The organism is Chungangia koreensis (assembly GCF_042651785.1).
GTDB classification, from domain to species: domain Bacteria; phylum Bacillota; class Bacilli; order Bacillales_A; family Planococcaceae; genus Chungangia; species Chungangia koreensis.
Map to the genome: position 1 here is coordinate 255,193 of NZ_JBHSEC010000002.1, position 26,157 is coordinate 281,349.

Below are 26,157 nucleotides of genomic sequence, written 5' to 3' on the forward strand. Positions count from 1 at the left end.
ACTCCTCCTTATTTTTTTCGTTTCATATTAACACGTAGTTTCTTTACAGCTATAAATATGGCGACGACAGTTAGTAACGTATAAAAAATTAAATATCCTGCCCAAATTGGGAAATCAATATTTGTCATATCAGAAAACGCTTGATTCATATCAGGTTGGAGAAACGTTAGGATCAATACAACAGGGTTAATACTTGCCCAGAAATGAGCTAATATCTCCGGCTGCTGCGGACCTCCTGGCATGCCCATTGCGTATCGGCTAATTTCAGATGCAATTAAGAAAAAGAATCCTGTTACTCCTGCAAAAAATATCATCATTCCGTAAGTTGCTATCATCGATACGATCGTTTTACGAATCAATGTCGAAAACATGATTCCAATGCTTCCGATGGCAATCATAGTCAATACCGAGAAAGCTAAAATTAGTCCTAACTGACTTGGTGAAATTCCACCAAAAAGGAAAACTAAACTATATATCGGCAATCCTGCCAACAGCAGATGGAACAGGAATGCAATCGACGAAGTGAGCTTTCCGGCGATTATTTGAAACGAGCTTTGGGACGTTGTCAACAAAATATTAAGTGTTTGTTTTTCCCGTTCCGTACTGATTGCCCCAGCTGTTAATCCAGGTGTAATGAAAAGGATCAATCCAAGCTGTATAAAGGAAAGCATAGAAAACAGAAGGAAACTTTGTTCTGGTCTGAAAAACTCCGAATCTGAAAGTGTGGTTGTCAAGAAGATATACCCGAACACGAAAATGCTCATGGCTATCAAGTAAAAGAGGATTCCTGTAAAGCTTTTCATCGAACGGAACCGCAGTTTAATTTCTTTCACTAAAACTGGGTTGTTTAAATTCATTTTCATGCCGGATCCGCTCCTTTCGTAATCTCCATGAATACATCTTCCAGATCTGTTTCTGTTTCGGAGAAGGATGATATTCTCAACTCTTCAACCGCACGTTTTAATAGTGCGATTTGGTCTTCCTCAGAACCCCGATAAGTAAAGAGAACCACTTTTTTATCTTCATCATACTCAACATTAGCAGCAAAAGGATCTTCTTCAAAGAATCGTAGTGCCATGTCCGGAAGACCTTTAGTCTTAACGGTAATTTGGCGTTCACCTTTTAACTGGGCCTGAATCTCATGTACTGAACCGTGGGCTATCAAATTCCCGCCATCAATCACTCCGATTTCGTCACACATTTCAGCAAGCTCCGGAAGGATATGGGATGAAATGAGAATGGTTTTGCCCATTGTTTTCAATTGCCGCAATATATCTCTCATTTCAACCCTGGCACGCGGGTCCAAACCAGAAGCAGGTTCATCTAAAATAAGAACTTTTGGGTCATGAATGAGACATCTTGCCAAGCATAGCCTTTGCTTCATTCCCCTTGATAATAAGTCTACGTAGTCATAGCGTTTATGGGAAAGGTTAACTAACTCCAACAATTTTGGAATTAATTCCTTCCTTTTTTCCGCAGGAATACCATAACTCGCTCCGTAAAAATCAAGATATTCATCCGCTTTCAGTTGATCATACACTCCAAAGAAATCAGGCATATAACCAATTTGCTTCCTAACTTCCTCAGGTTGTGTCAAAACACTTTTACCGTTAATGGAAGCGTCACCTGCTGTCGGCTGAAGTAGTGTAGCCAAAATGGAGAATGTCGTTGATTTTCCGGCACCATTGGCACCTACAAATCCGAATACGGTCCCTTCACTAATCGAAAGATCCAAGCTATTTAATGCATAGAACGAACCATACTTTTTGGTTATTCCTTTAATTTCAATCATTGTACCGCCCCCTTCAAACGGACTTCCGGCAGTTTCGTATACTGGTCACCGTTAGCCATGTCCTTATGGATGAGGAGCTCAATTTGTCCATCAGCCGTTATATAATCTTGCACATTGTCTTTAATGGTATGTCTCTTGCCTTGCAGAACTTCCTCAAACTCATTCGTTTTCACGTTTTTAACCTGAACGGTAATAGAGGAATTGGAAGATGTATTAACCACTTGCAATTCTGTCCAACTCACTCCTTGGAGCGGCATATTTTCAGGCACGTTCCACTTCATGGAATAGTCACCTTGCTCAAGATACCATTCCAATCGGCTTACATCCATGGGCTCGAAATATCCACCTGAATTGGCAGCGGTCAATTCATGATCCAACGATGTTGCAGGAAGGATGAAGTCCCCGGACATGATGGTCTCCGGCTTAAATGTCTGTAAGATCACATTTACGGCTGACATATCTACCCGTTGCCCTTCGAGTTCGACTGGAATAATGGCATCCTCTGTATAAGCCACAATTGCTGGCTCATTTGAAGCCCCCACAAAGGCTGCTGACATTCGAATGGCACTATTTTTCCTTGCTTCTGTCAGTTCATCAGCTTTTAAAGGGCCCATATTATTGTAAGAGTTCATGGCATATCCAGTTCCAGCCGGAGGCATGATGGCACTACCTAATTTCTCATTTACATTTAGAGTGGCATTAGGCGCCAAATCGCCAAGTTCTATGAACTTTGAACCCGCCCAAATCGAAACTTCTTTTAATGAAAAAGGAAAACCATTCGTAATTGTTCCTTTTACAGTTTCATTTTCAACCGTCAAGTCAACCGCTAACTTCCCGGCATCTTCTATGAATGATTGACCAAGAATCGAATTGACCGACCAATATCCGACATTACGAAGTGTCAAGGTAGATTGATTAGCACTTGGTTCAAGTACAGCTTTTTGGAATGAACCCCCATCAGACATCATTTGGAATCCGGATTGCAACGATGCTGTCATATTCGTTTCCTTTGGTGCAACGAAGGAAAATTCACCGCTCTTATTTGATAATAGAGACTCCATATAATAACCGGAGAGACTCCCATCTTCGTTAACCTCTAACAAACTTGTCTGTTGAATTTGTGGCTTCACGAGTCGATCCTTAGCTCCATAAGCGAATATCGCTATGGATGTGATAATTGATATAACTGGAATGATCCACCAGGCATGTTCCCTTTTATCTTTCCGTTTCAATAATAAATACATAAGCGGACCGACTATCAAAATATACAATACGATGACTCCCACGATCACTGGGGTGTTAATTTTAAATGATTGGAACAGTTCGTTAACATTTCCGACTTCCCAAACCATTGACTCTTTTATACTTTGCCCATGCATATAATTGGTGTTTGTCATCGGCTTGCTTACTTTCTTCAATAATTCTGATAAGAAGTTTGCATACCCCGGCTGTGTAGATAGCGGTTCATCTCCGATAGAAAATGCGGTCTGCAAAATCAAGCCATTTCCTACTGATTTGGAGGCTGCAATCACGGAGCCTGGTCCGGTTAAAATTGAATTACTCCCTTCAGTTGCTTCAGCTTCAAAAACTGAAACCGGCTCATTGAATTTTGAGCCATTTGAATGTTCAGTGAAAAATTCGGGAGCAATCGTAATTCGTTCTGTACTTAGCTTAAGGGGCAAGTGGCTACCTAACAGCCCCATTTCAGCCACTGTATTTTCGGAAGCACCAATGACTGCAATCCCGCCATTTTGAACCCATCCCAAAATGGCTGCTTGTTGTTCTTCACTTAAATCACTTAATACATACTCATCAATAATCATATAATCAGCGGCTGCCCATGCTTCCTGGTCCGAAGGGAAAATGAAATCTTTCCTTTGACCTAAATGGATGATTTGCTTACCAGCCCCGAACGGTCCTGATTGGACATTCACATTCGTGATTGCCTTTACGCGGTCTGCACTATTCGATAAGGTGACAATAAAATTCGTCATCTGATCGAACATATTGATTTTCAAGCTTTTGTTCCCTTTGTAATCCAGTGATTTGCCGTTTTCCCAACCACCTTCATAGAAGTGAAACATTTTAAAGTTACTTGAATTGTACATATATTGATCGGAGAAGCCCGAAAGTGTCAATTCCAAGGTCTTCGTTTCGCCAGACCCGATTTCAACCGGAAGTACTAAGGCTGCCCCTGTAGCATATGTTTCCGAATAATCAATCACTAAATCTCCGGAAAATGCGTCACCACTATTCGTGACGGTTATCGTCAAGGGAAGACCGTGTCCATGTTTCACTTTATTGTCAAACCCTCCGGTGGCACTTATTTCAAGTTTTGGTTCCGCTGCTGCCTGTGCTGCTGGTAGTACGCAAAAAATAAAAGCAATAATCGGTAAGATCAGCAGCTTTTGGATTTTATGCATGTAAATCCCCCTTTTCTCTCTATTGATTAGTACGTTTAAATAATCTAATAGTTCCTATAATACTAAAAAAACATGGCGGTATGTCGCCATGTTAGAGATTTAACTATTCAATATCGTTTATGAAAAGCTAAGAAATGACTTTATTTGACCTTTTTTGCATGTTCTTTTACTAACTCTACGAAGGCTTCCACCTGTCGTAATTCGAAGGTAGCTTCGTATCCAATGAGCCAAGTATCCCTTGTCAACTCGAATTCGGCTTGATCATTTGTTAATGGTACTTTATTGACATTTTCAAAGCCATTTAACGTAATTGACGGAAGAATGGCATAGCCGATTCCATTCATGGCCATCTGTTTACATGTTTCAATCTGATCCACCGTAATTTGCCTTTTCGGATTGGATGAAAAATGGCGTTGCCACCATTGCTGAATCTCCTGATAGTAGTTCGAATCACTTTTGAATTGTATGAATGGGCGGTCAGTGGATAGCACTTCATCTACAGAAGTGATCTCCTTGTCCACTAAGTACAGATTATCCCGAAAAAGATGCATTTTCGGCCCTTTCCAATCAATTTGTCCACGGACAATACCAATATGTGCTTCCCCATCATATAACGCTCTGACAATCTCCGAACTCCACCCGGTGATCAGTGACAATTTGGCATCCGGGTATTGCGTGATGAAATCTTTCAATACTTGAGGCAGCCAGTTTTGTCCCACGATTGAAGCACATGCAATTTTCAATGTACCATGTACTTTTGAGGACAGCGCTTGGATTGTTTCAAAGATTTCCTCTCGCTTTTGCAGAATATCAGAAGCGAATTGAATGGCCAATTCACCAGCAGGAGTTGGTGTAAGACCTTTTTGGGAACGAATGAACAGTTGAGCCCCCCACTCTTTTTCAATGGACTGAAGCCGCTGAGAAAGTGCAGGTTGGGATAGGAATAGCCGTTCGGCAGCCTTTCTCATATTACGTTCTTCAGCTAATACTTTTAGAATTTGGGCTTCACTCGTCATAGTTCTTCTCCTTTGAACCTCAAGAATAGACAAAAAGGTCCCAAATGAGACCTTTTTGTTTGGATTTTCAATTCACTGAATATATAAACCTCTTTAACTGTTTTAATATGACTCTCCTCGTTAAAATGCCTACAAACATTCCCTCATCATCAGTAACACAAAGGAATGCGTGATTAATGAGCAAGTCTAAACCTTTTTGGAATCGATCATGAATTTTGATGACTGGGAAATCCTTTTGCATAATGTCGTCGACCTTCAAATCAGTCAGTTTCTCATATTCAATGTGTTCCAAACCTAATATGGATTCTGTAATCATCCGGGAGCTGAGTAACCCCTTTAATCGATACTGGGAATCTAAAACAGGAATGGATGAATATCCAGTTTTCGTCAGTACGAGCAATGCATGCTCGGCACTATTGCCTACCTGGACATGAGCAACTTTCTCAGAAGAAATAATGAATTCTTCAATTGGCGTATGCAAGAAATCTTTGTTGTTCACCGAAATCATCTTTTCTACTCCTTTGTCCGTTCTCTTAAAGTCAGAACAGCAACTCTCTTCCATCATATCATAAAAACGGGAAAGGTTTTGGGGGAACGCACAAAAAAAAGCAGCCATCCACTAAAAAGTGTAGACGACTGCATAATAGAAAATCAATATTCCCGAAAATACGGCGGCTAAGATATATGCCCAAATAATAGGATTCAGTGTGAAAGGATGGTCATGTACTTTTTGTGAAATGCCTTTATCCAAAACTTGAGCTTTCTGCTGTTGTTTTGTCACTGAAACCGATGAAAAGTACGATATCAGAACGATTCCAATGATGACTATAAGAAGCGGCCATAACCAAATTGACATACAAAACTTCCTCCTCGTTCCGTTTCCATTAATATGTCCGAAATCGTGGAGCTTACTCGATTAAAAAGGGAATTTATTAAGCCATTGTCCTCCATCTAAGGTAACAATTTCTCCATTCATATAAGCCGCTTTTTCGGACATGATAAAGGATGCCAAATCTGCAATTTCTTCAGGAGTACCCAGTCTGCCAAGTGGAACGGATGCTAATGTTCGTTTTGCTGCATCTTCTGATTCCCAAAGTTTAGATGCGCCTCCAGTCCGTTCAATTGGACCTGGCGCAATACCATTGACTCGAATACCATATTGACTTCCCCATTCAATTGCAAGTGTTCGAGTAAGCGACATGACTCCTGCTTTCGCCGCAGCGGAATGGATGACTCCAGCACCAGCATTCCAAGCATACGTAGCCAACATATTAAGGATGGCTCCCTTTGAACCTTTCTCGATCCAATAGTTACCAACCGCTTGTGAACAGTAAAAAGTGCCATTTAACACGATATCAATAACGGCTTTCCAACCGTTAGGCGATAGTTTTTCGGCATGTACTATAAAATTCCCGGCAGCATTATTGACCAGTCCATCAACAGAACCAAAAGTTTCTTCAGTAAAACGAACCATTTCCTTTGCCATTTCGGGATCACGTACATCCATTTGAAAAACAGACATATTTTCTCCGACTTCCTCTTTGGCCTTATTCAGTTTGTCCAAATCACGGCCGGTGATGACTACTTTGGCACCTTCTTCTATAAATTTCTTTGCCATATGGAAACCCATTCCGCTTGAACCACCGGTAACAATTATTGTTTTACCTGTAAGCAACAATTCAACCACCCCTTTAATGAATGAATATTCACTCATATTATAGCATTTGAATGGCAATTAAAGTAGCCATATAAAAAAAGTTGCCCACAATGACTTGGACAGCTTAACTTTTTGACAAAAAATAGATAAAACTGGAGTAACGCTCCACGCGGGCGCTTTCCGCGGGCGATCCGTGAGCCTCCTCGACTACGTCTGCGGGGTCTCACCTGGCTCGTTTTTCCCTCAGGAGTGCGCCGCGTCCTGGCTGCTCCACCGCTTCGCTTGTCGCAAAATTGCTGGGGAGCAGATTCCGGTAGCTATTTGGCAACGCCTTCGTGACCAACATCCTGTTTGCCTGAAGCGAAGCCCACGGAAAACGAAGTATCCGGAAATGCGGGTGAAACATCAATATTATTTATAAATGAATTTGAGCTGTCCAATGACGACTTGGACAGCTCAATTTTTCAGTTCATATAATTTTCCACGATTTCATGAATTGGAATGGGTCTGCTGAAAAAATAGCCTTGTGCCTTTTGGCAATTCACTCCTTTAAGGAAGTCGACTTCTTGATTCTTTTCGACACCTTCTGCAACTACCTCAAGTCCCAAATTATGCGCCAATTGGATAATCGTTTTAGCAATGGCTGCATTTTTTTCATCTAATTCGATATCGCGTATAAATGTTTGATCGATTTTAATAATATCAATCGGATACCGTTTTAAATAGCTTAACGAGGAATAGCCCGTTCCAAAATCATCAATCGATATGACAACACCTATATTCTTTAACTCTTTTAGAATATTCAACGTTTCACTTGTGTTCGTCATCGCACTTTCAGTTATTTCAACCTCTAATGAAGAAGAGTGAATTCCGTACTTCTTGAGCATGTCTCCCACTTTTTTAGCAAAGCACTCAGTTTTGAACTGTTTCGGTGAAATATTGACCGCAATCCTCACTTGTCTAAAGCCTTTATTCTGCCAATCACGTAGTTGCTTACAGACCTGCTCCAATACCCAATCACCAATTTGTAGAATGAGACCCGACTCTTCTGCAATTGGTATAAAGTTTGCTGGAGAAACAAATCCAAAAGTAGGATTATTCCATCGAAGTAATGCTTCAAAGCTGTTGATCTGATTCGATCTTAAATCAACTTGCGGCTGGTAAAAAACTACTAATTCATTTAATTCGATTGCCCTTCTGAGATGTGATTCCAATAATGCGTCATTGGCAAAAGAGGAATTCATCTCTTCCTTAAAGAAACGATAGCCTGCTCTTCCTCGCTCTTTTACGTAATGAACCGCATGATCCGCTTTTCTAAGTAAGGAATCCAAATCGTTTCCATCTGCTGGATAAACAGCCATTCCAATTGAGGCGGATATAAAGTACTCTTGGTGATTTATATAAAACGGCTTATTCAATTCACGAAGAATATGTTTTGCAAAATCTTCTGCTTTTGTCGAATTCCTATGAAGGACAAATACAAACTCATCTCCGCTGTGGCGGTATAGCCGCCCTGTTTGAGATGTGAAGTTCGAGAGGCGCTCTGCAATTCTACGTAATAATTCATCCCCGGAGTTATATCCAAGTGATTCATTAATCAACTTGAATCGATCTAAGTCAACGTAAAGAATCGTCAAATCCTCTGATGTCATTTCAGATATCTTCATATCTTCCTTTAAATGTTCCTTTAGAGCCCGTCGATTCCATAATCCAGTCAAATGATCATGATAAGACAAGTAAAAAAGCTTCTCCTTATTTTCAACATGATCAGATGTATCCCGGATTATTAAATGGAGACTATCAATTATGCCATTTACCGATACGGGAATTGCTTTCATATAAACAGGTAAATATTCACCATTATGATGCTGGAAGGAACAATCATCTAATTGGATGGATTCGCCTTCAAAGCCCCTTTGGATAAAGTATTGGAAATTATGCTGCCAACGTTCTCCAACCAATTGAAAGACTGATAACACCTTCCACTCTTCTTTACGATAACCAAAAGCCTTACATGCCGACGGGTTGGCAAAAAGGACTTCCCCTGCCGTATTAACGGTAATTAGAGGATCCAAATTATTATTTAATATTGAGCTATATCGTTCTTGAGTCGATAATAGATGTTTGTGCTCTTTTTCTGATTCCGTTTCATCCTGTAGAGAGACACAAATAAGTTCATGGTTAGTCTTCTCTTTAAATAATCGAATCTGATAGTGGCGAGATTGGTTTCGAATATGGAAGTTCGCTTTTCCTGTATAATGATCTTTCCCTGCAAGCTTAGTGATGCAGCGGAATAGAACAGCCCATACTTCGGTTCCAAAATACGATAAGGCATTAGTGTATGAACCCATTGTACCGAAAGTGGAGATTCCCAACTCGTTTGCATACGCAACTTCATACTTATGCTCTTTCCCTTTTCTTAATAGGAACATGAGCTCATAAGGGTTCTGATCCATGAGAACTTGTGGATGCCATTCATTTCCTTGATGATTCTCTGGTGTTTGCTTCATGTTTTCCTCCACCTTAACGTACAACCGTCTCATTACCATACATTTTTAATTGTAGTGGGTTTCCATCTAATTGAATACTCATTTCTTTAAAATAAGTGAAAATAGTCGGTTTATATCGAAAAATCTTGAAAGTATGTTTAGTCATTTATGCCTATACTTTATACAATTTTATATTTTTTCTTATTTCATTTAAACATAAAGACCTATATTTTTTCAACACCTGCTTCAACCTACTATCAATTCTCCTTTTATTTCTTCCAGCTTCTATACAAAATCGCCCAACATTGGTATGATTATTTTAATTGAACTCTCTGATTTTTTAAAAAGGAAGGCGAAAGGCGGGATTCCATGACACATGACTTTTCAAATGATTTATTAGCGACAGCTATTTATACAGTCAACCGGCATGCTAAGACTGCGCCTGACAACAAAAAGCTCTATGAGTTAAAACGCATTGCCTTGGAAAAAATGATCGATTCAGGAAAAGCTTCCAAAGTAGGACTCCACTTTGTTAAAAATCCCCGTTTCAGCAAACAGCAATCATCCGTTTTAGTTAAATGCGCTGATTTCTATTTCCATACTCTTCCCAAGAAAGAAGACTTCCAAAAACTCCCTCATTTAGGGGAACTGGATGAAAACTATAGAAACCCACAAAAAAGGATGAGTTTAAATTTTGCAAAACAGGTTTTGACTGATTATGTCGGAGTCAATCAAATTATGCTACTAAAGAAAGAACAGAAAAGCCGTACCCGCTACAAAAAGTCCAGTTACAAACGGAACACTCGCTTCTATACAACGAAAACTTCTTATTTTGAATAAAAAGAGACCGGTCCCATTAGAGGCCGGTCTCTGTTAGTTATCGTTCTAATACGTGGTTTAATAACTTCACATAATCCATGAGGAGCATCATGCCCTCTTCAAATTTCACTACACCTGTAAGCGGGAGGTGATCACCTTCGTAAAGATCGGTTGGCTCCTCAATAACACTTAAAGAAATACGATGGATTTGTAGAACATCGTCAACATGGAATACGACGTTTCTTCCTTCAACAGACGCTACGATGAACTTTTGAAGCAATTCATCATTTCCGCCACCTAATAAGGAACGAAAATCTATTACGGGGTAGACTTCACCGCGTAATTGGATAATCCCTTCTACGTATGGGTGGGATTGAGGGATTTTAGTTACGGACATCGGCTGGATGATTTCATTTACCATCTCGATTGGCAGGCCAAATCGGTTGCCGCCGACGATATATTCAATCAGTTCAAGTACACGCTCTTCATTCTCCATGAAACTTCCCCCTAATCCATATAATAACGGATTAATGCATGAATTCCTTTTTCCTTATATCCATCTTCCGCCAATTGATCATAAATTTCTTTAGCAAGCTTCAAACCTGGGAGTTCTAATCCCATTTGTTCAGCTTCCATTAATGCAATTCTCATATCTTTTAAGAAATGTTTAATATAAAAGCCCGGTTCAAGATCGCCCTGCAAAATTCTTTTAGGATAATTTGACAATGACCACGAACCCGCAGCACCGGAAGAAATCGATTTTAAGACTGTTTCCAAATCCAAGCCTGCTTTCTTAGCATAGACAAGAGCTTCACAAACCCCTATCATATTCGTGGAAATGGCAATCTGATTACTCATTTTTGTGTGTTGACCGGCACCTGCTTTACCTTGGTAGACGATATTTCCACCAAATAAGCTAAACACTGGAAGCAAGCGGTCGAACACTTCTTTTTCTCCGCCGCACATAATGGATAATGTTCCGTTCTTTGCCCCTACATCCCCTCCTGAAACCGGCGCATCAATAGAATGCATATCGAGGGCAGCGGCCTGCTCCGCAATACGGATTGCCAATGTGGGTTCAGATGTCGTCATGTCAACGACTATTTGCCCTTTTTCAGCAATAGTAAAAATCCCATGTTCACCAAAATAGACCTCTTCTACATCTGAAGGATAGCCTACCATAGTAAAGACGACTTCAGCATTTTTTGCAGCATCGGAAGGATGATCTGCCCACACTGCCCCCTCTTCCAACAAATCAGCTGCTTTTTCTTTAGTTCTCGAATAAACCGTGAGCTTGTGACCAGCCTTTAGGAGATGTCGGACAATACTTTTCCCCATAACTCCTGTACCGATAAATCCGATCGATAGTGATTTTTCCATTCAGGGTCACCTGCTTTCCTATGTATAGAACTATTGTATCAAAGCGGGGGATGAAAACCATAAAAAGGACAAAAAAATAGGACAGATCCTAACGGAACCTGTCCTCAAAAGGGGGAAATGAGAATGTTGCTGTGTTCAATCATAATATAGCCTTTCTATTCAATCGTTAAACATCTTTTTCAAAAAATTTTTTGTTTATTTTCAGTAGTTGTTCCAAAAACCATATGCCATCCTGTTCAGCTATCGTTCCGGCACCATATCGAACGGAGTCATAAACCTCGAAGAATCGTGGCTCTGCTTCCCACTCCATCCGTTTAAACCATTCCCTCACCGTCTCCTCCCGGTTCCGATGAAAACCAGCTTGGGCAGCTTCAGTCTCAAACTTAATGAAGGCTTCCCTGACAATATGAGAATCCATTGAGTAAAGCCATTTCTCCCCTACATCTTCTCCGACATGATCTATTTTTCCTCTCTCCACTTCAAATGGTAGAGATTCTACTTTTTCAAACTCAATTCTATTCTTCATCATCCGATAAATGATCAAAGCAAAGATAACAATTGCAACTCCGATGATGATCGGCAGCCATGGGAAATTTGCTTCAGAACCGGTAGGAATATCATAGGGTTGCCGCTGTTCTGACACCGTCTCAGCTGGAGGGGTTTCACTTTCCCTTGGTTTTCTTGCTGCGATCAAGCCTTTAAGCCAGGCAATCGGTTTCTCCATAAGAGATCCGATGAACGGCAAAAAGAGGTAAAGAACTTTTAAGACCACCCACTCGATTCCATCCCGAATCATCGACCCGAAATTCCGAATAAATAAGTAAGCAATAACACCAGTACCTGTCACCACTGAAAACAGCTTCACAACATCAGCCGAAAATTGTTTGACCCTTTCTGCTTTTAGCCATTGTTCAAACAGCCTTGTACCAATTGAAATAATGACCATAACAATCAAAAGCACGGTTAATAATGACAACTCGTAAGTTAAACCGAACATGGTCAAAGCAACAGCCATGATCGAATAAAGGACTGAAATCTTTGCTATAAATGGTAAGTCATAAACCCCTTCAAGCTGAATAGAGCCGAATCGATCTTGCAAGCGCCAGATCGAAATAGTGGATAGTACAAGATAAATGACTATCGAACCTTCGAGAATAAGAATTGACGTTAGAAACAAACATGTTAACATGACTGCCGAACCAGTATTGTAAGGTTTTTTCCGATATAACAATGTTGCAGTAATGGCAATTAGCAGGAACGAAGTAAATGCTACAAATGGCAATGGAATATTGGTTTCACCATAGAAAAATACTAAGGGCAAGGTAAAGTAAAACATGTCCTGAATAAATTTTCCGGGAGATACAACTTGGATTAAACGGACGCTTGCCGAATTCGCCATTCTGCTCCCCCCTTTACTTCAGTTCCTTCCAAGTGAAGCTTCGTCTCATTACGCCATTCATTCAAAATAGGTGTAAACGATCGGACATCATGAGTCATTACAACCGACATTACCGGGAGACCTTCCCTTACTTGCAACGATTTCAGCATATGACTAAAAGGCATCGTCATATCATTTTGTGAGATACTGGCTAACAAATCCATTACCCGTTGTCTTTGTATGCCTCCATCTCCTGTCGGCAAATAGAGGAAAGGAGATTTGCCGTACGTACGGATATTAATCGCAAGAGAATATGGAATCCCGTTCCGATAGCAATATTCCGCATACGACGCGAGCCTTTCCATTTTCTCCTCCAAATCTGGAATTATTGAATAGCGATTTTGAGCATTTAAAACGAATAATACAGATTGATTGGATACCTTTGTAAATACCTTTGTTTGGAGCGATTGCATACGAGCTGTCGCTTTCCAATGAATGTGCTGGAACTGATCAGTCGGCAAATAATCACGTGTACCCACCGGCAAATACGGATCATCGAAAACAGAATGTTTATCATCATAGTGTCCTGGCTTTAGCGAAGCCGGTTTCCAAGGATCTGTTATCACATGAATCGGAGGATACACGATATGTTCTTTCATCAAATATTTACTATATTGCATACGGAGACTTCCCTCACTAAAAGGGTGAGGAATCTCCACTTCTAATTTCTTGATTTTTGACAGTCCCCTCTTCACCCCTTCTACAGGGATACGAAGAACTGCTTTTTCTTTTCGTCCAATCATAAATGGAACAGTGACCTCGTAAAGTGCGGAATGATTTTCTCTACTCTCCATTCCGCTTGGCATTACAGCGTCTTGGAAAGTGATGGTCACGTTTGCGTTCCAAATAGGCAGTCCTGTATTGGTGAACACTATTTCCCAATAAGATGCAGTACCGGAAATCGTTCTTTTCCGAACCCTTGAATTGTCAAAGCTTAATCCTTTTCCCATCCGTTTAAAATAATAGTGCTGAAGTCCAATGACACCTGCTAACATAGAGAGAACTGCCGCAGCCTCATACTGCATTAAGAAAATTGCGATAATAGCAAATAAAACTAAAGGGGACAGAAGCTTTTCAAACGCTTTGCCCCCTCCTTCGTCTCGGATCCACTCATTCATTTCATCACAGCCTCTACCGGAGCTGGCACGGATGAAACAATCTCTTCCATCACTTCGCCTACTTCGCGCGTTAACATGCCTTCAGGTGTCAAAACAATCCGGTGTCCTGCAATATGTGGAAGTACAGCTTTCACATCATCAGGATTCGTAAAATTACGTCCTTCTAAGAAAGACATCCCCTGCGCAGCCTGTAAGATGGCAAGTGCTGCCCGCGAGCTAAGTCCGATTTCAATTGAATGATGCTCTCTCGTCGCTCGGACAATATGTACAATATATGCTTGAATATCCTCATGAACAGCAATCTCTTTCACTTCTTTGGACCACCGCATGACATCTTCCAACGAAACAATTGAATCCGCCATCACCTTGCCAGGGTTTTTACCAAAATCAGCTAATATTTTCTTTTCCTCATCTAAGTCAGGATAGCCAATTTCAATTCTGAATAAGAAGCGATCGAGCTGGGCTGCAGGAAGAGGGAAAGTCCCTTGTTGGGATTCCACTGGATTTTGAGTGGCAATAACCATAAAGGGGTTAGGAAGTTTGACCGTTTCCCCATCAATTGTCACTTGTTTTTCTTCCATCGCTTCAAGTAGACTGGATTGGGTTCTCGGAGTTGCACGGTTTATTTCATCAGCTAAAAGGATATTCGTATGTATTGGTCCTATTCGTAGAACAAAATCCTGATCCCGCGGGTTGAAAAAACGGATACCCGTCACATCCGAAGGTAGGACATCCGGTGTAAACTGCATCCGTCTAAATTGCCCCGCTATAGCTCCTGCAAATGATTTAGCCATTAATGTTTTACCCGAACCGGGCACACTTTCTAAAAGCACATGACCTTGCTGAATCATTGCGATGATCATCAAATCGAATTCACTTTTCCTTCCAATTACAGAACGTTCCAATTCTGACCTAAGCGCATCCAGTTTTCTCATCATTTCCTCCAGTTGCTCCGATTATTTCCGCAGCTTATATTTTTTCTGTGTCTGCTTTAATCTGGTGCTAAGATTATACATATTCAATAAATGGTCCAACTGCTTGCTTAAACGGATTGTTTCTGCATTTGAAATTCCTTTTTCGAGAGCGGTCTCGATCATTTCTGCACGAGTATCTTCTATATCTTTCAATAAAGTGCCTTTCAACTGCAGACCTCCGTTCCATATGAATTTCCTGAAATCCTATTATACACGATTTTCCACTTTATAGAATCATTAACTTGACGACATTTTCCGACATTTCTTTCAAGTTTCAGACAAAACTTTCAATTTTTTCGCCAAATCCCCAAAGTAATCCTTTGTGAATTTAATCCTTTCAATCCAACAATGATCATCTTTCTCCTCCATTTATTATACAAATATTTATTTATATATGATTAAGAAGTTATTCCCGAATTATTTCACGAATACATTGGAAAATTTCCAAAAAAGGCTTTACTACCTTTCGATATTAAGGCAAACTGTATTGTATTAGTTTGTAAAGGAGTTATTATTCTATGAAAATTGCAGAAATCGGGAATATTATTGAATTCAAAGACGGTTTGCAAGGTATTGTTGAAAAAGTCAATGAGAACTCGGTTATCGTAGACTTAACATATATGGAAAACTTCGAGCAATTGGAGCTTGAAGAAAAAACCGTTGTGAATCATAAACGCTATAAAATCTTATATAGCAATGAAGACTAATTCCATGTCACTCCTTATCATATGAAACCAAAACAGTACATCATCGTCTAACTATTTGTAGAGGAGGAACTACCATGAATTTAAAATGGACATCACTATCTATTCTATTAGCATCCGCATTGTTTTTAGCGGCATGTACTTCCGATGAAGATAACACCAAACAAAAAGAGGATTCCACAACTGAACAACAGCAACCTTCTGAGCAAACAGATGGAGAGCAAAAAGAAGATGATTCTACTGAAACAATTGACGAGCCAGTCGATGACGATTCCAGTGAAGAACCGGCATTGCGTGAAGACGAAGCTTCATTGACTTATACGCTTAACGGAGAGCAAAAAGAAGAAATCGGTTATTTAACTGAGAGCGATCAGCAAAACTACTCATTATATAAATTGGATGGCTATGAACTGACGGGTGAAGAGCCAAATAAAGACGCTCTATATGCAACTGAAAATGATTCTGTGTTCATGCGGATTGAAACAATTTCTACGGATGATGCTGATTATGAAGTCATACTGAAGAATATGATGGAGACGATGGCGGCCATCTCAATTGATGAAGAGCCTGTGACAATCACTGAAGAAGGAAAACTACCTGCAGGCGAAGGAATTAAAAATGCAGTCGGTTATGAAGTTCCGAAAGAAATTGGTACAATTTCCGGTTATGTATTCGAGCGCGGCGACCTAATTGTACGCCTCACTATTTTTGACCGGAATGATGCTAACTTGACTGATGCCTTATTGAAAATGGGCGAAACAGTAAACGTAAAATAATCACTATACAAAAAAGGAGATTCCTTGCCGAAACCGGCATTGGAATCTCCTTTTCTTAACTGTTTTTAAGATAAATCCTTAATTGAAAGCCCTAATTTCTTAAGAATTTCAGATGCTTGTTTTTTTTCCTCGTTTGAAAGTACATCCATTAAGCTGTGAATATTTTGTTCGTGCTCTGGGAACAGCTTGTCCATTAACTCTTTACCGTCCTCCGAAATCTCCGCAAACGTTACCCGGCGGTCTGTCGGACAACTTACCCGGCGAATAAGACCTCGTTTTTCCAACTTGTCAATGACATACGTAATAGAACCGCTCGCCAAGAGGATCTTATTTCCAATTTTCTGCAAGGGCTGGTTGCCTTTGTGATAAAGAAGTTCCAGCACAGCAAATTCTGTCGGATTTAATCCATTTTCTTGAAAGAAGGAATTTGCCTGTTCATGTAAAACTTTGGTTGCTCTTGACAGGACAACAAATAACCGTAATGATTCATTCTCTTTTTCTATCGACATATCTCTTCATCCTTCACCCGAAACTGTTATTACTTGACATTATATCGGGAAATCAGAAGCTTTGTCAAAAGCACCTTAAATGAAATCCGTCATTAGGACAAAATTCCATCCACACATTGGTCATCAAATGTTTCCTCTTTTTGATTCAGAGGAAGAAGGATATAAAAAGTGGTTCCCTCTCCAAGTTTACTACTCACTTGAATAGTTCCTCCATGTTCCTCTACAGTTTTCAAAACAAACGGCAGACCAAGTCCGGTTCCTTGAACTTTTGTCGTAAAGAAAGGAAGGAAAATCTGTTCAATCTGATGTTCGGTTAAGCCTATTCCCTCATCAATGATCGAGATTTTCAATAGATCCGGATTCTCTAATTCTGTTTTTATTCCAACTTGTCCACCTTCATCAGATACCTCAATTGCATTTTTAATAAGATTAATCAACACTTGCTTCATCCGATTCGGTTCCATCAGAATCTGGTCGTATTCAGAAGTTATATCAAAGTGGATTAATAAGTTCTTCATTACTGCCTGCGGTTGCATGATATTAACAACGTCCATAATGATTTCGTGGATTGAAACAAGGACCTTGTCCATTTTCAGAGGCTTTGATAAGATGAGGAACTCATTCAAAATGGAATCCATCCGGTTTAACTCTTGGTCAATCACTGCTAAGTAGGATTTCCCTTCCTCGTTCGTTGACAGTTTAAGCAACTCGGTAAATCCTTTTAGGGACGTCATGGGGTTTCTAATTTCATGGGCAATACTTGCGGCTAACTGACCTAACGTAGAAAGTGAGTTATTATGTTCAATTTGAAACTTCATCATTTCCTTCTCAGTTTCATCTCTAATAATAGTGATATAGAGGTGTTTCTTGTCGTACCTGGATGTAGTGAAGTGGTAGTAATTTTCTTCCACCTCATGCCCTACATTACATTTGAAAACGGTTTGCGAGAATCCCACATCTTTTGCTTGTAAAATATAGTCATTTACCTTGTCTCGTTCTTCCGGGAATAAATCAAATAAAATGGAAATCCCTTTTCCTATCAAACTATTCTTTTGAATACCCAAAAAGTCACATGCTCGATCATTCGCATCGACGATCACACCATTTTCATCATTAAGAATAATACCTGTTAACGTCGTATTGAAAATCCGTATAAAACGCGAATCAAAAAGATTGATTTGCGAAAGGACTTCCGGAATTGTCATTGTGAAGTCGAATCGAACAATCAGTAAATCGGTTGAAGACTGGTAAGTTGAACGGGCTTTCAGTGAAGTGGATTTTCCACTTTTCAATGTAAACTTGACTTCGCTTGAAGACTGCCCCTCTTTTTTTGACTGTTCTACAAAAGCAGACCAAGTCTTATGTGATTCCTTTTCTAATAAGAGCAGGAAATCATACCCCGTTTCTAATCCCAATATTTGTTTTGCAGCTTTATTGACATGTTGGATTCTCGTTCCATCTATAATGGCAACGGGTTCTTTGGCCTCATTGAACAACAAGTTAAAACCCGAAAATAGGTCATAATCTTCCAAAATGGCTCGCACCTCCTCACTCTTTTACTACAAAATATGAGACAAGTCCGTACATTATGCAGATAAAATAATTTCCTTATTAATAGAGATTATTCCATAATGTACCTGTCGAATGAATAGTCCTTTCGGTTTATATTGTCCCATTTGCACACCACTGGTAAGATTAATAATGAAAAGGAGACAAATAAATGAACACAATCTTAGCTACTTTAAATGCAAAATATATTCACGCCAATTTAGCCATTCGTTATTTGCGTGCATATGCACGACCTGAATTCGACCCTGAAATTGCTGAATACACAATCAAAGATCCAGCCATCAACATTGTTGCCGATTTGTATAGTAAAAAGCCCGATGTTGTCGGTTTCAGCTGCTATATTTGGAACATAGAAGAAACTGTGACAGTGATCCGTTTGTTGAAAAAAGTAAGCCCTTCAACAAAAATCATCCTCGGCGGTCCCGAAGTTACATACGATGCAGGATATTGGCTAAAACGATTACCAGAAGTCGATGTCATTGTTATGGGAGAAGGGGAAGCAGTTTACAAGGACCTGCTTCATGTCTATGCAGGGAATAAATCTTTGGAAAGCGTACCTGGAATTGCATATATATTAGAAGGAAAGTTAAAAGTACATGCGGGAGGACCAAAACTGGATTTGAAGGAACTACCTTCTCCCTTCCGTTTCGAAGAAGATATTCCGGAATTAGGAAAACGAATCCTCTATATCGAAACAAGCCGTGGCTGCCCGTTCAATTGCCAATTTTGCCTCTCTTCCATCGAGGTCGGCGTCCGTTACTTCAACAGAGAACGAATTAAGGAAGATATCCGTTATTTAATGGCGAATGGGGCACGGACAATCAAGTTTGTCGATCGGACCTTCAATATTAGCCGTAGCTATGCGATGGAAATGTTTCAATTCCTCATTGACGAACATGTACCGGGGACGGTGTTCCAGTTTGAAATAACAGGTGATATCATGCGACCGGAAGTCATCCAGTTCTTGAACGAAAATGCGCCAGCCGGACTATTCCGTTTTGAAATCGGAGTTCAATCGACAAATGATTTAACAAACGAATTAGTTAAGCGAAGACAAAATTTTGAGAAGTTATCCCGTACTGTCCGAATGGTAAAAGAAGGCGGCAAGATTGCCCAACATCTTGACTTGATCGCAGGATTGCCTGAGGAGGATTATGACTCGTTCCGTAACACATTTAATGATGTATTCGTCCTTCGTCCGGAAGAACTTCAATTGGGATTCTTGAAGTTACTTCGTGGAACTGGTCTTCGCCTGCAGGCAGAACAATATGGATATGTGTATGTCGACAGAGCGCCTTACGAAATCTTTTCAAACAATGTACTGAACTTCGATGATATGCTTCGCATTAAACAAACGGAAGACGTGTTGGAGAAATATTGGAATGCTCATCGAATGGACCGGACAGTCGAGTATTTAGTTTCAGTCGTTTTCCCTTCCCCGTTCGATTTCTTCCAAGAGTTCGGTACTTATTGGGAAGAGATTGGTTGGTCGCGGATTGGTCATCAGCTGGAGGACTTATTTAAACGGTTAGAGCAATTCCTACTACATGATGGACGTGCGAATATGAAAATCGTGAGAAGTCTTATGAAGCTGGACTACTTATCAAGTCATAAATTCCAGCCCCGTAAACCATGGTGGGAAAAAGAGATGACCAAAGAGGACCAATCGGCTATTTATCGTCGCTTACTTGAGGAACCGACTATAGCCGGGGAAAGATTTGTTGAATGGGAGCTGAATGAACGGACTCTCTATAAACAAACGTATCTGATCCCTATTGCATTGGATCTCGAATCTTACGAGGATGGGTTGATCGAGGAAAGCGAAGGCTATCTGTTAACTCTCTTCCAAAACGGCCAAGAGCCTGAATTCCTGTTCCTCCAGAAGGAAACAGTTTGATACTCCCATTTGTTAAGGCTGAGCCATAATTCGGCTCAGCTTTTCAGCTTGCTGACAATAAACTCTTTTCTAAATCTTGCTTTCCGTTTCTGCGCACGCTTTCCGCGGGGCAGGGCTTGAGCCTCCTCGTTCGCTTCGCTGCCTGTGGGGTCTCAAGGCTCACGCTCTTCCCGCAGGAGTCGGCGCCTACACTTCAAGCAATAGATGCCGCTAAACAAAAGGATTACATGTCAAATAGACATTAACGAATATCTTTTTTTCCGCAAGGTTGTTTGTGATATAGTTGGAATATCCAGTTACGAAACAGCTTGGACTGCTTCGTAATCAAATAGGATTCCATGTTGGATAAGGTGTAGATGTCCGGTAATGGTTTAATACATCAATATTCATTAGAAATTTAGTCGAAAAGGCTGAGCCCACAAATGTGGCTCAGCCTTTTCTTTGTATTATCCGATAATCACGCGTTCTTTTGGATAGGAGATATTCGTTTTGTTGTTCCGTCCACCTAAAGTGTATAAGAACGATATCAGACCGACACGTCCGACGAACATTAGGATCATGATAACAAATTTCCCGAAATTAGATAGATCTCCTGTAATTCCGAGCGACATTCCACATGTTCCAAATGCTGAAGTGATTTCAAAAACGATAGCAGTGACAGGAATAGCCGGTTCGGATATAAGCAACAGAATCGTGGCGATGATAACCATGAACACTGCAAGAATGATAACCGCATAGGAGCGATACACATCAATCAGCTTGACTTCCCTGTTAAAGACTTGGATAACATCCTTCCCTCTCGCAAAATTAATCAAAAACAAGATCGCAATCGCAAATGTCGTGGTCCTGATCCCTCCGCCGACTGAGCTTGGGGAGGCACCTATGAACATTAGGAAACTTACGAACACTTCCGTCGCTTCACTGAATTGGGTTACATCAAATGTCGTAAGTCCTGCAGAACGCGAAGAAACAGAATGGAATAACGCTGTGAAGAATCTTTCGTGCCAAGTCATTCCTTTAAAAGAGTGGAAACTTTCCAATAACAAAATGAAAAATGTACCAACTGCAAGCAAAATCCCGAATGTGACAGTCGTAATCTTGGTAAACAAAGAAAAACGGAAATTCGGAACTCTGTTAGATAAAAACGACTTTACTTCTATAAGAACAGGGAAGCCAATGGCACCTAATATGATTAAAATAATCGTGATAAATTGGACGAAATAATCATTATGATACATCAAAAGGGAATTCCCAGTAATATCGAGCCCGGCATTTGTAGTTGCCGAGACAGACATAAACAATCCTTGAAGAAACGCATCGTAAAACGATTCGTAGTCTTTCAGCATGTATAATGTGAAAATCAATCCACCAATCAATTCAATCAACAAAATTATTTTAATAACTTCTTTAATCAGTGAAACGGCACCTGACATATTGTACTGATTGTGGTCCACCATAATCAGTTGGCGTTCACGTAAACCGATTTTCTTTCGGACGAGTAGCCAGAAAAATGTACCGATTGACATGATGCCGATTCCACCTAATTGAAGGATGATGATGATCATCCAGATCCCGTATTCTGTGTAAGTATCGGCGAGGCTGATTGTTGTTAAGCCAGTAACACTAACTGCGCTGACCGCTGTGAAGAGAGTATCTATCGCCTCTACCTTCACACCTTCCTTATGAACACCAGGTAGGCTTAGCAAAATGAAAGAGATCGTTATTGCTACAAAATAATAGAAAACGATCAACTGTGCGGGCGTATATCTTCGTAAATTATCTAATTTAAAAGTTTTTCTCATTTTCTATTTTTCCTTTCAAATTCGAAAGAGATTATTCCCCTATTTTAGACAAACCTGTTTGAAAAATAAAGCCTGCGTTGCAAAGTAGTCGAATCGGAAGAAAAAGAAAATATCTGCAAATGAGGCACACGCGGGCGTTTAGCACGTGAATCCATCATAGCAGATATTTCGTAGAAGAATATCATTCATCTTTTTCTTCGTAATCTTCTTTTTTTCATTTGCCTTTGTCTTTACTATTGCCTTGGCCATTTCCGTTGCTATTTCCGTTGCCGTTGCCGTTGCTATTTCCATTTCCATTTCCGTTGCCGCTTCCTTTTCCGTTGCCGCCATTACTTCCACTACCATTGCCCTTTTCGGAGTCAGGGCTGTTGTTTTTATCCTTTGATTCTTCTTTTTTTTCATTATCTTTATCCGTATCTTGATCTTTCTTATTTTGATTTTGATTTTGATTTTGATTTTGATTTTGTTTCATTTCATTTTCAGGTTGTTTTTTCGAATTAGGATTCTTACCTTTATTATTTCCTGAATTACTTTCATTTTTGTTATCATTTTTTTGATTATTCGATTTCTCCGGTGAATTTGAATTTTGACCATTTTTATTTTTCTCTTGTCCAGAGTTTACATCCGGTTTCTTATTTTGATCATGTTTAGTTTTTTTCTGTTCAGGTTTCTTTGTAGTCAAGTGTTGTTGAATCGCCAAACCTTTTTCATTTGCTTCATTACGGTCTTTTTCTGTCGCCTCAAAAACAGTAACTGCTTTTCCATAAAGCTTGGCCTCCACTTCCGAGATCGCTTGCTCAATCTCTTCCTTAGAGTTGCTGTTTGTTGCTTTTTTGGTGTATACGGTAGTAATGGAAACCAATTCACTCTGATTGTCATCAGTCAAAATTAGATTTTCAATTACTTCCTTAACAGGTTTACCTTTATATAAGCTGGTTTCAAATTCTATATCTTTTCCATTAAGGGTACGAACATCGACAACCTGACCGTTTTCATCAACACCGAACTCCACTGTCTCGCTTCCACCTACTTGCACATATGCATATACCGATTGGGAAGGATTTAACACCGTTGCAAACAAAAGAACAAACATAGCTGCTGCTGCAATGATGGGGAAGACAGTGCGCTTTATAGAACGTTTCTTAGATGCTGCTACAAATTCATGGAAGTCAGCTTCTTCACCGACAAGCACATTTGCATCCATGGGAATGCCACGCATGAATTGTCCGTCAGACGTCAAAAAAACACAGTATTCTTTTTTGATTTCACAAACAATTCCTTTTTTAGACATTCTACATCCGCCCTTTTAAATATTCCTTTAGCACCTCAAAGTCGCTTCCCAATAGGAGAACCAGCGCCAATATGTATTTCCTTTGCCGCTCGATTGTTTTCCTTGAAACTTCGACTAACTCTTCTAATTCTTTAATCGGCAGCCTCTTTTTCTCTATGACATACTGATTAAATTCTTCAGTTCCGGCAATAATTTCAGCAATCTCAATAGCCGTTTGGCGTGCATCGGCATGTTTAGGTGATACAGATACCAATTCCTCAAATGATAACCCGTAACTTTCTAACAGTTCTCCGTACCGTTGCATTTCCTCTCTTCGATCAGATGCTCTCTGTTCCTCTGTAAAATGTTCAATCGAGGAAGAATGCTCAAATTTGGTCAATAGATCCGGTTCATCTGAATCAGAGTCAGCCATACCAAAACTTACTTCTTTCACGCGCACTTCTTTACGGATATGGTCAATTAGTTTTCGTTTGATCAGCAAATGTGCAAATGTCAGAAAAGAGGCATTTCTATCATTTTTATATTTAACAATCGCTTCGTGGAAAGCGAGTAGAGCAATACTATATTCATCATCTTGGTCAGTTATATATTTTTTACAGACTAGTGAAGCGGTCTTTTTTACGAAAGGGGTGTAGGAGACGAGAATAGCGTCAACAGCCTTCTCGCTCCCGTTTTGAGCTTCTACCACCGTTTCCTCTATGCTTGTATCACTATTATTATTCCTTTTAAAAAATCCGTAAATGGTTGACAAAAGCAACTAATCTCACCCCCGTTACAATAGAATAACTGTAATTGATTGTAAACGGTATGAGATTAATTGAAAAGGATTATCGTCGTTCGGTTACGTTCAGTGATCGCCGTTTCCTTCAGGATTTTCCACTGGTTCGCTGTCGTTTTCGTCTGATGCACTCTGGTCATCTTCATCTTTATCATCATCTTTGTCACGTTTCTTTTTTTTCTTTTTTTTATCTTCTTTTTTTTCCTTTTCATCTTCTTTTTTTGCCTTTTTATTTTCTTTTGCAGCTTCTTTTTCAGCATTCTCTTTGGATTTTCCAGCCTCTTCCTTGGCTTTTTCCTCCTCTTCTGCAGAAACTTCTACAGGGGAGTCTTCAGTTGCAGCAGCTACTTTATTTTCCTCTTTATCATCAGTTGCTTGTTTTTTTGAGGCAGTTGCTACTTTTTTTGTTTTATATTTTGCTTTTTGTTTTGCTGCTAAAGCTTTTTTTCTTTTCTCAGCAGCCAGTATTTTAGCTCGCTGCTCCTTTAACTCTTGTTCCTTTTCCCATTTTGCAATAGCCAAATCTATGTTCCGTTGAAGGATCATGCTAGCTCGCGGGTTATTCACTTGTTCCAGTGCCATGGATAAAGCAAATATATTATTTGCAGTATATCCACTTGGAATAAAAGGAATTTCTGATAATGATTGTTCAACTCCCTTTGGAGAAGGTGCTGAAATTTCATTCATATTGATCGTTTTCACCGTTCCTTGCGCAAACGCAAAATTCGCTGCGGAAAAGCATAAAGATAGTGCAATTACATACATTCCGGCTTTTTTCAATTGCCGCTTCATGCGATCACCTCTTCATTGAGTAATTTTATATACTCTCTTATACCCTTCGTTACAGAAATTTAATTTATGGGGGTAAAAAGAAATTAAAAAAGAGTTGAATTTAATATATTTGTCTTTTTAAACACAAAAAAGACCATCCCATGGGACGGTCTTTGGTCAATTATTGTTAAGATTCTTCTTTTTTACTTTTTATAACGCCTAATATATATCCACTTGCTGCGATAATAATCAATATGCCGTAGAAGGTAATTTCCCAACCAACTGAATGAGGGAAATGCGGATCGATGATCCCAACATTTTTATGTGCTAACGTAAGGACGGCAAGCTTCACACCTACCCAACCGACAATAAGAAATGCCGCTGTTTCCAGTGAAGGATATTTCTCAAGAAGCTTCACAAACCAAGTTGCAGCGAAACGCATAATGACTAAACCGATTAAACCACCTAATAACATAACGATGAATTGCCCACCATTAATGCCGCCGATATGGAAGTTTCCAAGTTCAGGCAAAGTCACAGCAAGAGCAACTGCCGCTAACATGGAGTCGATTGCAAATGCGATATCCGCAACTTCTACCTTAACAACTGTCATCCAGAAACCGGATTGTTTTTTAGGCTCCTTAATTTCATGTTCTTCACCTTTGTGTTTCCTCTGATCATATATATGTTTAATAGAGATATATAAAAGATAAGCTGCTCCCAGTGCTTGAATCTGCCAAATGTTAACCAAGAACGTAATGAGGAACAATGCGGTGAAACGAAATACGAAAGCACCTGCCAAACCGTAGAATAATGCTTTTTTCTGTTGTTCTCGTGGCAAGTGTTTAACCATGACCGCCATTACAACTGCGTTGTCAGCGGCTAATAACCCTTCCAAGACGATTAAGATCAATAAGACCCAACCGTATTCCAATAATATTGCTTCCATGTTGT

At 39.8% G+C, this 26,157-nt stretch carries 25 protein-coding genes; 4 read left to right on the plus strand and 21 right to left on the minus strand.

Features of this window, described 5'->3' with window-relative positions:
- Nucleotides 1-8: 8 nt before the first annotated feature.
- The 8 genes from ACFOZY_RS02910 to ACFOZY_RS02945 all read right to left on the minus strand — a co-directional run bounded on the left by ACFOZY_RS02910 (nt 9) and on the right by ACFOZY_RS02945 (nt 9,398).
- Entirely contained in the window at nt 9-863 is an 855-nt protein-coding gene (locus tag ACFOZY_RS02910) for an ABC transporter permease (RefSeq protein WP_378152060.1), read from the minus strand.
- On the minus strand, nt 860-1,792 hold the full coding sequence (locus ACFOZY_RS02915; protein ID WP_378152063.1) for an ABC transporter ATP-binding protein: 933 nt from the start codon (nt 1,790-1,792) through the stop codon (nt 860-862). Before ACFOZY_RS02915 ends, ACFOZY_RS02910 begins: the two co-directional genes overlap by 4 nt.
- Nucleotides 1,789-4,215, minus strand: a complete 2,427-nt coding sequence (locus tag ACFOZY_RS02920; RefSeq protein ID WP_378152065.1) for a hypothetical protein — start codon at nt 4,213-4,215, stop codon at nt 1,789-1,791. The genes ACFOZY_RS02915 and ACFOZY_RS02920 overlap by 4 nt, the downstream gene beginning before the upstream one ends.
- 140 nt (nt 4,216-4,355) lie before the next feature.
- Nucleotides 4,356-5,231, minus strand: a complete 876-nt coding sequence (locus ACFOZY_RS02925) for a LysR family transcriptional regulator (RefSeq protein ID WP_378152067.1) — start codon at nt 5,229-5,231, stop codon at nt 4,356-4,358.
- A gap of 67 nt (nt 5,232-5,298) precedes the next feature.
- The gene (cbpB, locus tag ACFOZY_RS02930) at nt 5,299-5,739 is read right to left on the minus strand and encodes a cyclic-di-AMP-binding protein CbpB (RefSeq protein ID WP_378152069.1); all 441 of its coding nucleotides are present in this window, start codon (nt 5,737-5,739) and stop codon (nt 5,299-5,301) included.
- Nucleotides 5,740-5,850: 111 nt separating this feature from the next.
- Entirely contained in the window at nt 5,851-6,087 is a 237-nt protein-coding gene (locus tag ACFOZY_RS02935; protein WP_378152071.1) for a hypothetical protein, read from the minus strand.
- A 60-nt stretch (nt 6,088-6,147) separates the two neighbouring features.
- Nucleotides 6,148-6,945, minus strand: coding sequence for a 2,4-dienoyl-CoA reductase (fadH, locus tag ACFOZY_RS02940; RefSeq protein WP_378152073.1), 798 nt, complete (start codon nt 6,943-6,945; stop codon nt 6,148-6,150).
- Between the two features lie 407 nt (nt 6,946-7,352).
- Complete coding sequence (locus ACFOZY_RS02945; protein WP_378152075.1) at nt 7,353-9,398, minus strand: sensor domain-containing protein; 2,046 nt, start codon at nt 9,396-9,398, stop codon at nt 7,353-7,355.
- 348 nt (nt 9,399-9,746) lie between these two features.
- On the opposite strand from ACFOZY_RS02945, the gene ACFOZY_RS02950 reads away from it, so the two are divergent.
- Nucleotides 9,747-10,217: a YkyB family protein gene (locus tag ACFOZY_RS02950; protein WP_378152077.1), complete on the plus strand. Its 471-nt coding sequence runs from the start codon at nt 9,747-9,749 to the stop codon at nt 10,215-10,217.
- A 37-nt stretch (nt 10,218-10,254) separates the two neighbouring features.
- Here the strand turns inward: ACFOZY_RS02950 and ACFOZY_RS02955 are convergent, their stop codons facing one another.
- From ACFOZY_RS02955 to ACFOZY_RS02980, 6 genes are all read right to left on the minus strand, one after another.
- Nucleotides 10,255-10,692: a chemotaxis protein CheW gene (locus tag ACFOZY_RS02955; protein ID WP_378152079.1), complete on the minus strand. Its 438-nt coding sequence runs from the start codon at nt 10,690-10,692 to the stop codon at nt 10,255-10,257.
- A gap of 11 nt (nt 10,693-10,703) precedes the next feature.
- The gene (locus ACFOZY_RS02960; protein WP_378152081.1) at nt 10,704-11,576 is read right to left on the minus strand and encodes an NAD(P)-dependent oxidoreductase; all 873 of its coding nucleotides are present in this window, start codon (nt 11,574-11,576) and stop codon (nt 10,704-10,706) included.
- A 166-nt stretch (nt 11,577-11,742) separates the two neighbouring features.
- Nucleotides 11,743-12,975, minus strand: coding sequence for a hypothetical protein (locus ACFOZY_RS02965; protein ID WP_378152083.1), 1,233 nt, complete (start codon nt 12,973-12,975; stop codon nt 11,743-11,745).
- Nucleotides 12,948-14,132 (minus strand): DUF58 domain-containing protein, encoded by a 1,185-nt coding sequence (locus tag ACFOZY_RS02970; protein WP_378152085.1) that lies wholly within the window; start codon nt 14,130-14,132, stop codon nt 12,948-12,950. The genes ACFOZY_RS02965 and ACFOZY_RS02970 overlap by 28 nt, the downstream gene beginning before the upstream one ends.
- On the minus strand, nt 14,129-15,070 hold the full coding sequence (locus tag ACFOZY_RS02975) for an AAA family ATPase (protein WP_378152087.1): 942 nt from the start codon (nt 15,068-15,070) through the stop codon (nt 14,129-14,131). Before ACFOZY_RS02975 ends, ACFOZY_RS02970 begins: the two co-directional genes overlap by 4 nt.
- Nucleotides 15,071-15,088: 18 nt before the next feature.
- A complete protein-coding gene (locus tag ACFOZY_RS02980; RefSeq protein ID WP_378152089.1) occupies nt 15,089-15,274 on the minus strand; it encodes an aspartyl-phosphate phosphatase Spo0E family protein in 186 nt (61 codons plus the stop codon).
- Between the two features lie 350 nt (nt 15,275-15,624).
- On the opposite strand from ACFOZY_RS02980, the gene ACFOZY_RS02985 reads away from it, so the two are divergent.
- Together ACFOZY_RS02985 and ACFOZY_RS02990 are read left to right on the plus strand one after the other, a co-directional pair.
- On the plus strand, nt 15,625-15,813 hold the full coding sequence (locus ACFOZY_RS02985; protein ID WP_378152091.1) for a YkvS family protein: 189 nt from the start codon (nt 15,625-15,627) through the stop codon (nt 15,811-15,813).
- 74 nt (nt 15,814-15,887) lie between these two features.
- Nucleotides 15,888-16,586 (plus strand): hypothetical protein, encoded by a 699-nt coding sequence (locus ACFOZY_RS02990; RefSeq protein WP_378152093.1) that lies wholly within the window; start codon nt 15,888-15,890, stop codon nt 16,584-16,586.
- 65 nt (nt 16,587-16,651) lie between these two features.
- On the opposite strand, the gene ACFOZY_RS02995 is transcribed toward ACFOZY_RS02990, so the two are convergent.
- Both ACFOZY_RS02995 and ACFOZY_RS03000 read right to left on the minus strand, forming a co-directional pair.
- A complete protein-coding gene (locus tag ACFOZY_RS02995) occupies nt 16,652-17,095 on the minus strand; it encodes a MarR family winged helix-turn-helix transcriptional regulator (protein ID WP_378152095.1) in 444 nt (147 codons plus the stop codon).
- 92 nt (nt 17,096-17,187) lie between these two features.
- The gene (locus ACFOZY_RS03000) at nt 17,188-18,627 is read right to left on the minus strand and encodes an ATP-binding protein (RefSeq protein ID WP_378152097.1); all 1,440 of its coding nucleotides are present in this window, start codon (nt 18,625-18,627) and stop codon (nt 17,188-17,190) included.
- Nucleotides 18,628-18,815: 188 nt separating this feature from the next.
- Here ACFOZY_RS03000 and ACFOZY_RS03005 point away from each other — a divergent pair, with 188 nt between their 5' ends.
- Complete coding sequence (locus ACFOZY_RS03005; protein ID WP_378152099.1) at nt 18,816-20,561, plus strand: B12-binding domain-containing radical SAM protein; 1,746 nt, start codon at nt 18,816-18,818, stop codon at nt 20,559-20,561.
- A gap of 446 nt (nt 20,562-21,007) precedes the next feature.
- On the opposite strand, the gene ACFOZY_RS03010 is transcribed toward ACFOZY_RS03005, so the two are convergent.
- The 5 genes from ACFOZY_RS03010 to ACFOZY_RS03030 all read right to left on the minus strand — a co-directional run bounded on the left by ACFOZY_RS03010 (nt 21,008) and on the right by ACFOZY_RS03030 (nt 26,152).
- The gene (locus ACFOZY_RS03010) at nt 21,008-22,363 is read right to left on the minus strand and encodes a TrkH family potassium uptake protein (RefSeq protein WP_378152101.1); all 1,356 of its coding nucleotides are present in this window, start codon (nt 22,361-22,363) and stop codon (nt 21,008-21,010) included.
- 214 nt (nt 22,364-22,577) lie between these two features.
- The gene (locus tag ACFOZY_RS03015; protein WP_378152102.1) at nt 22,578-23,654 is read right to left on the minus strand and encodes an anti-sigma factor domain-containing protein; all 1,077 of its coding nucleotides are present in this window, start codon (nt 23,652-23,654) and stop codon (nt 22,578-22,580) included.
- A 1-nt stretch (nt 23,655) separates the two neighbouring features.
- The gene (gene sigI, locus ACFOZY_RS03020; protein WP_378152104.1) at nt 23,656-24,405 is read right to left on the minus strand and encodes an RNA polymerase sigma-I factor; all 750 of its coding nucleotides are present in this window, start codon (nt 24,403-24,405) and stop codon (nt 23,656-23,658) included.
- Between the two features lie 96 nt (nt 24,406-24,501).
- The gene (locus tag ACFOZY_RS03025) at nt 24,502-25,224 is read right to left on the minus strand and encodes a hypothetical protein (protein ID WP_378152106.1); all 723 of its coding nucleotides are present in this window, start codon (nt 25,222-25,224) and stop codon (nt 24,502-24,504) included.
- A 166-nt stretch (nt 25,225-25,390) separates the two neighbouring features.
- Complete coding sequence (locus tag ACFOZY_RS03030; RefSeq protein WP_378152108.1) at nt 25,391-26,152, minus strand: TerC family protein; 762 nt, start codon at nt 26,150-26,152, stop codon at nt 25,391-25,393.
- Between the last annotated feature and the right edge of the window lie 5 nt (nt 26,153-26,157).

Excerpts from the sequence above, each read along its gene's own strand:
- ACFOZY_RS02910 (WP_378152060.1), bottom strand. The coding sequence starts at position 863 with ATGAAAATGAATTTAAACAACCCAGTTTTAGTGAAAGAAATTAAACTG.
- ACFOZY_RS02915 (WP_378152063.1), bottom strand. The coding sequence starts at position 1,792 with ATGATTGAAATTAAAGGAATAACCAAAAAGTATGGTTCGTTCTATGCA.
- ACFOZY_RS02920 (WP_378152065.1), bottom strand. The coding sequence starts at position 4,215 with ATGCATAAAATCCAAAAGCTGCTGATCTTACCGATTATTGCTTTTATT.
- ACFOZY_RS02925 (WP_378152067.1), bottom strand. The coding sequence starts at position 5,231 with ATGACGAGTGAAGCCCAAATTCTAAAAGTATTAGCTGAAGAACGTAAT.
- cbpB (WP_378152069.1), bottom strand. The coding sequence starts at position 5,739 with ATGATTTCGGTGAACAACAAAGATTTCTTGCATACGCCAATTGAAGAA.
- ACFOZY_RS02935 (WP_378152071.1), bottom strand. The coding sequence starts at position 6,087 with ATGTCAATTTGGTTATGGCCGCTTCTTATAGTCATCATTGGAATCGTT.
- fadH (WP_378152073.1), bottom strand. The coding sequence starts at position 6,945 with ATGAGTGAATATTCATTCATTAAAGGGGTGGTTGAATTGTTGCTTACA.
- ACFOZY_RS02945 (WP_378152075.1), bottom strand. The coding sequence starts at position 9,398 with ATGAAGCAAACACCAGAGAATCATCAAGGAAATGAATGGCATCCACAA.
- ACFOZY_RS02950 (WP_378152077.1), top strand. The coding sequence starts at position 9,747 with ATGACACATGACTTTTCAAATGATTTATTAGCGACAGCTATTTATACA.
- ACFOZY_RS02955 (WP_378152079.1), bottom strand. The coding sequence starts at position 10,692 with ATGGAGAATGAAGAGCGTGTACTTGAACTGATTGAATATATCGTCGGC.
- ACFOZY_RS02960 (WP_378152081.1), bottom strand. The coding sequence starts at position 11,576 with ATGGAAAAATCACTATCGATCGGATTTATCGGTACAGGAGTTATGGGG.
- ACFOZY_RS02965 (WP_378152083.1), bottom strand. The coding sequence starts at position 12,975 with ATGGCGAATTCGGCAAGCGTCCGTTTAATCCAAGTTGTATCTCCCGGA.
- ACFOZY_RS02970 (WP_378152085.1), bottom strand. The coding sequence starts at position 14,132 with ATGAATGAGTGGATCCGAGACGAAGGAGGGGGCAAAGCGTTTGAAAAG.
- ACFOZY_RS02975 (WP_378152087.1), bottom strand. The coding sequence starts at position 15,070 with ATGATGAGAAAACTGGATGCGCTTAGGTCAGAATTGGAACGTTCTGTA.
- ACFOZY_RS02985 (WP_378152091.1), top strand. The coding sequence starts at position 15,625 with ATGAAAATTGCAGAAATCGGGAATATTATTGAATTCAAAGACGGTTTG.
- ACFOZY_RS02990 (WP_378152093.1), top strand. The coding sequence starts at position 15,888 with ATGAATTTAAAATGGACATCACTATCTATTCTATTAGCATCCGCATTG.
- ACFOZY_RS02995 (WP_378152095.1), bottom strand. The coding sequence starts at position 17,095 with ATGTCGATAGAAAAAGAGAATGAATCATTACGGTTATTTGTTGTCCTG.
- ACFOZY_RS03005 (WP_378152099.1), top strand. The coding sequence starts at position 18,816 with ATGAACACAATCTTAGCTACTTTAAATGCAAAATATATTCACGCCAAT.
- ACFOZY_RS03010 (WP_378152101.1), bottom strand. The coding sequence starts at position 22,363 with ATGAGAAAAACTTTTAAATTAGATAATTTACGAAGATATACGCCCGCA.
- ACFOZY_RS03015 (WP_378152102.1), bottom strand. The coding sequence starts at position 23,654 with ATGTCTAAAAAAGGAATTGTTTGTGAAATCAAAAAAGAATACTGTGTT.
- ACFOZY_RS03025 (WP_378152106.1), bottom strand. The coding sequence starts at position 25,224 with ATGAAGCGGCAATTGAAAAAAGCCGGAATGTATGTAATTGCACTATCT.
- ACFOZY_RS03030 (WP_378152108.1), bottom strand. The coding sequence starts at position 26,152 with ATGGAAGCAATATTATTGGAATACGGTTGGGTCTTATTGATCTTAATC.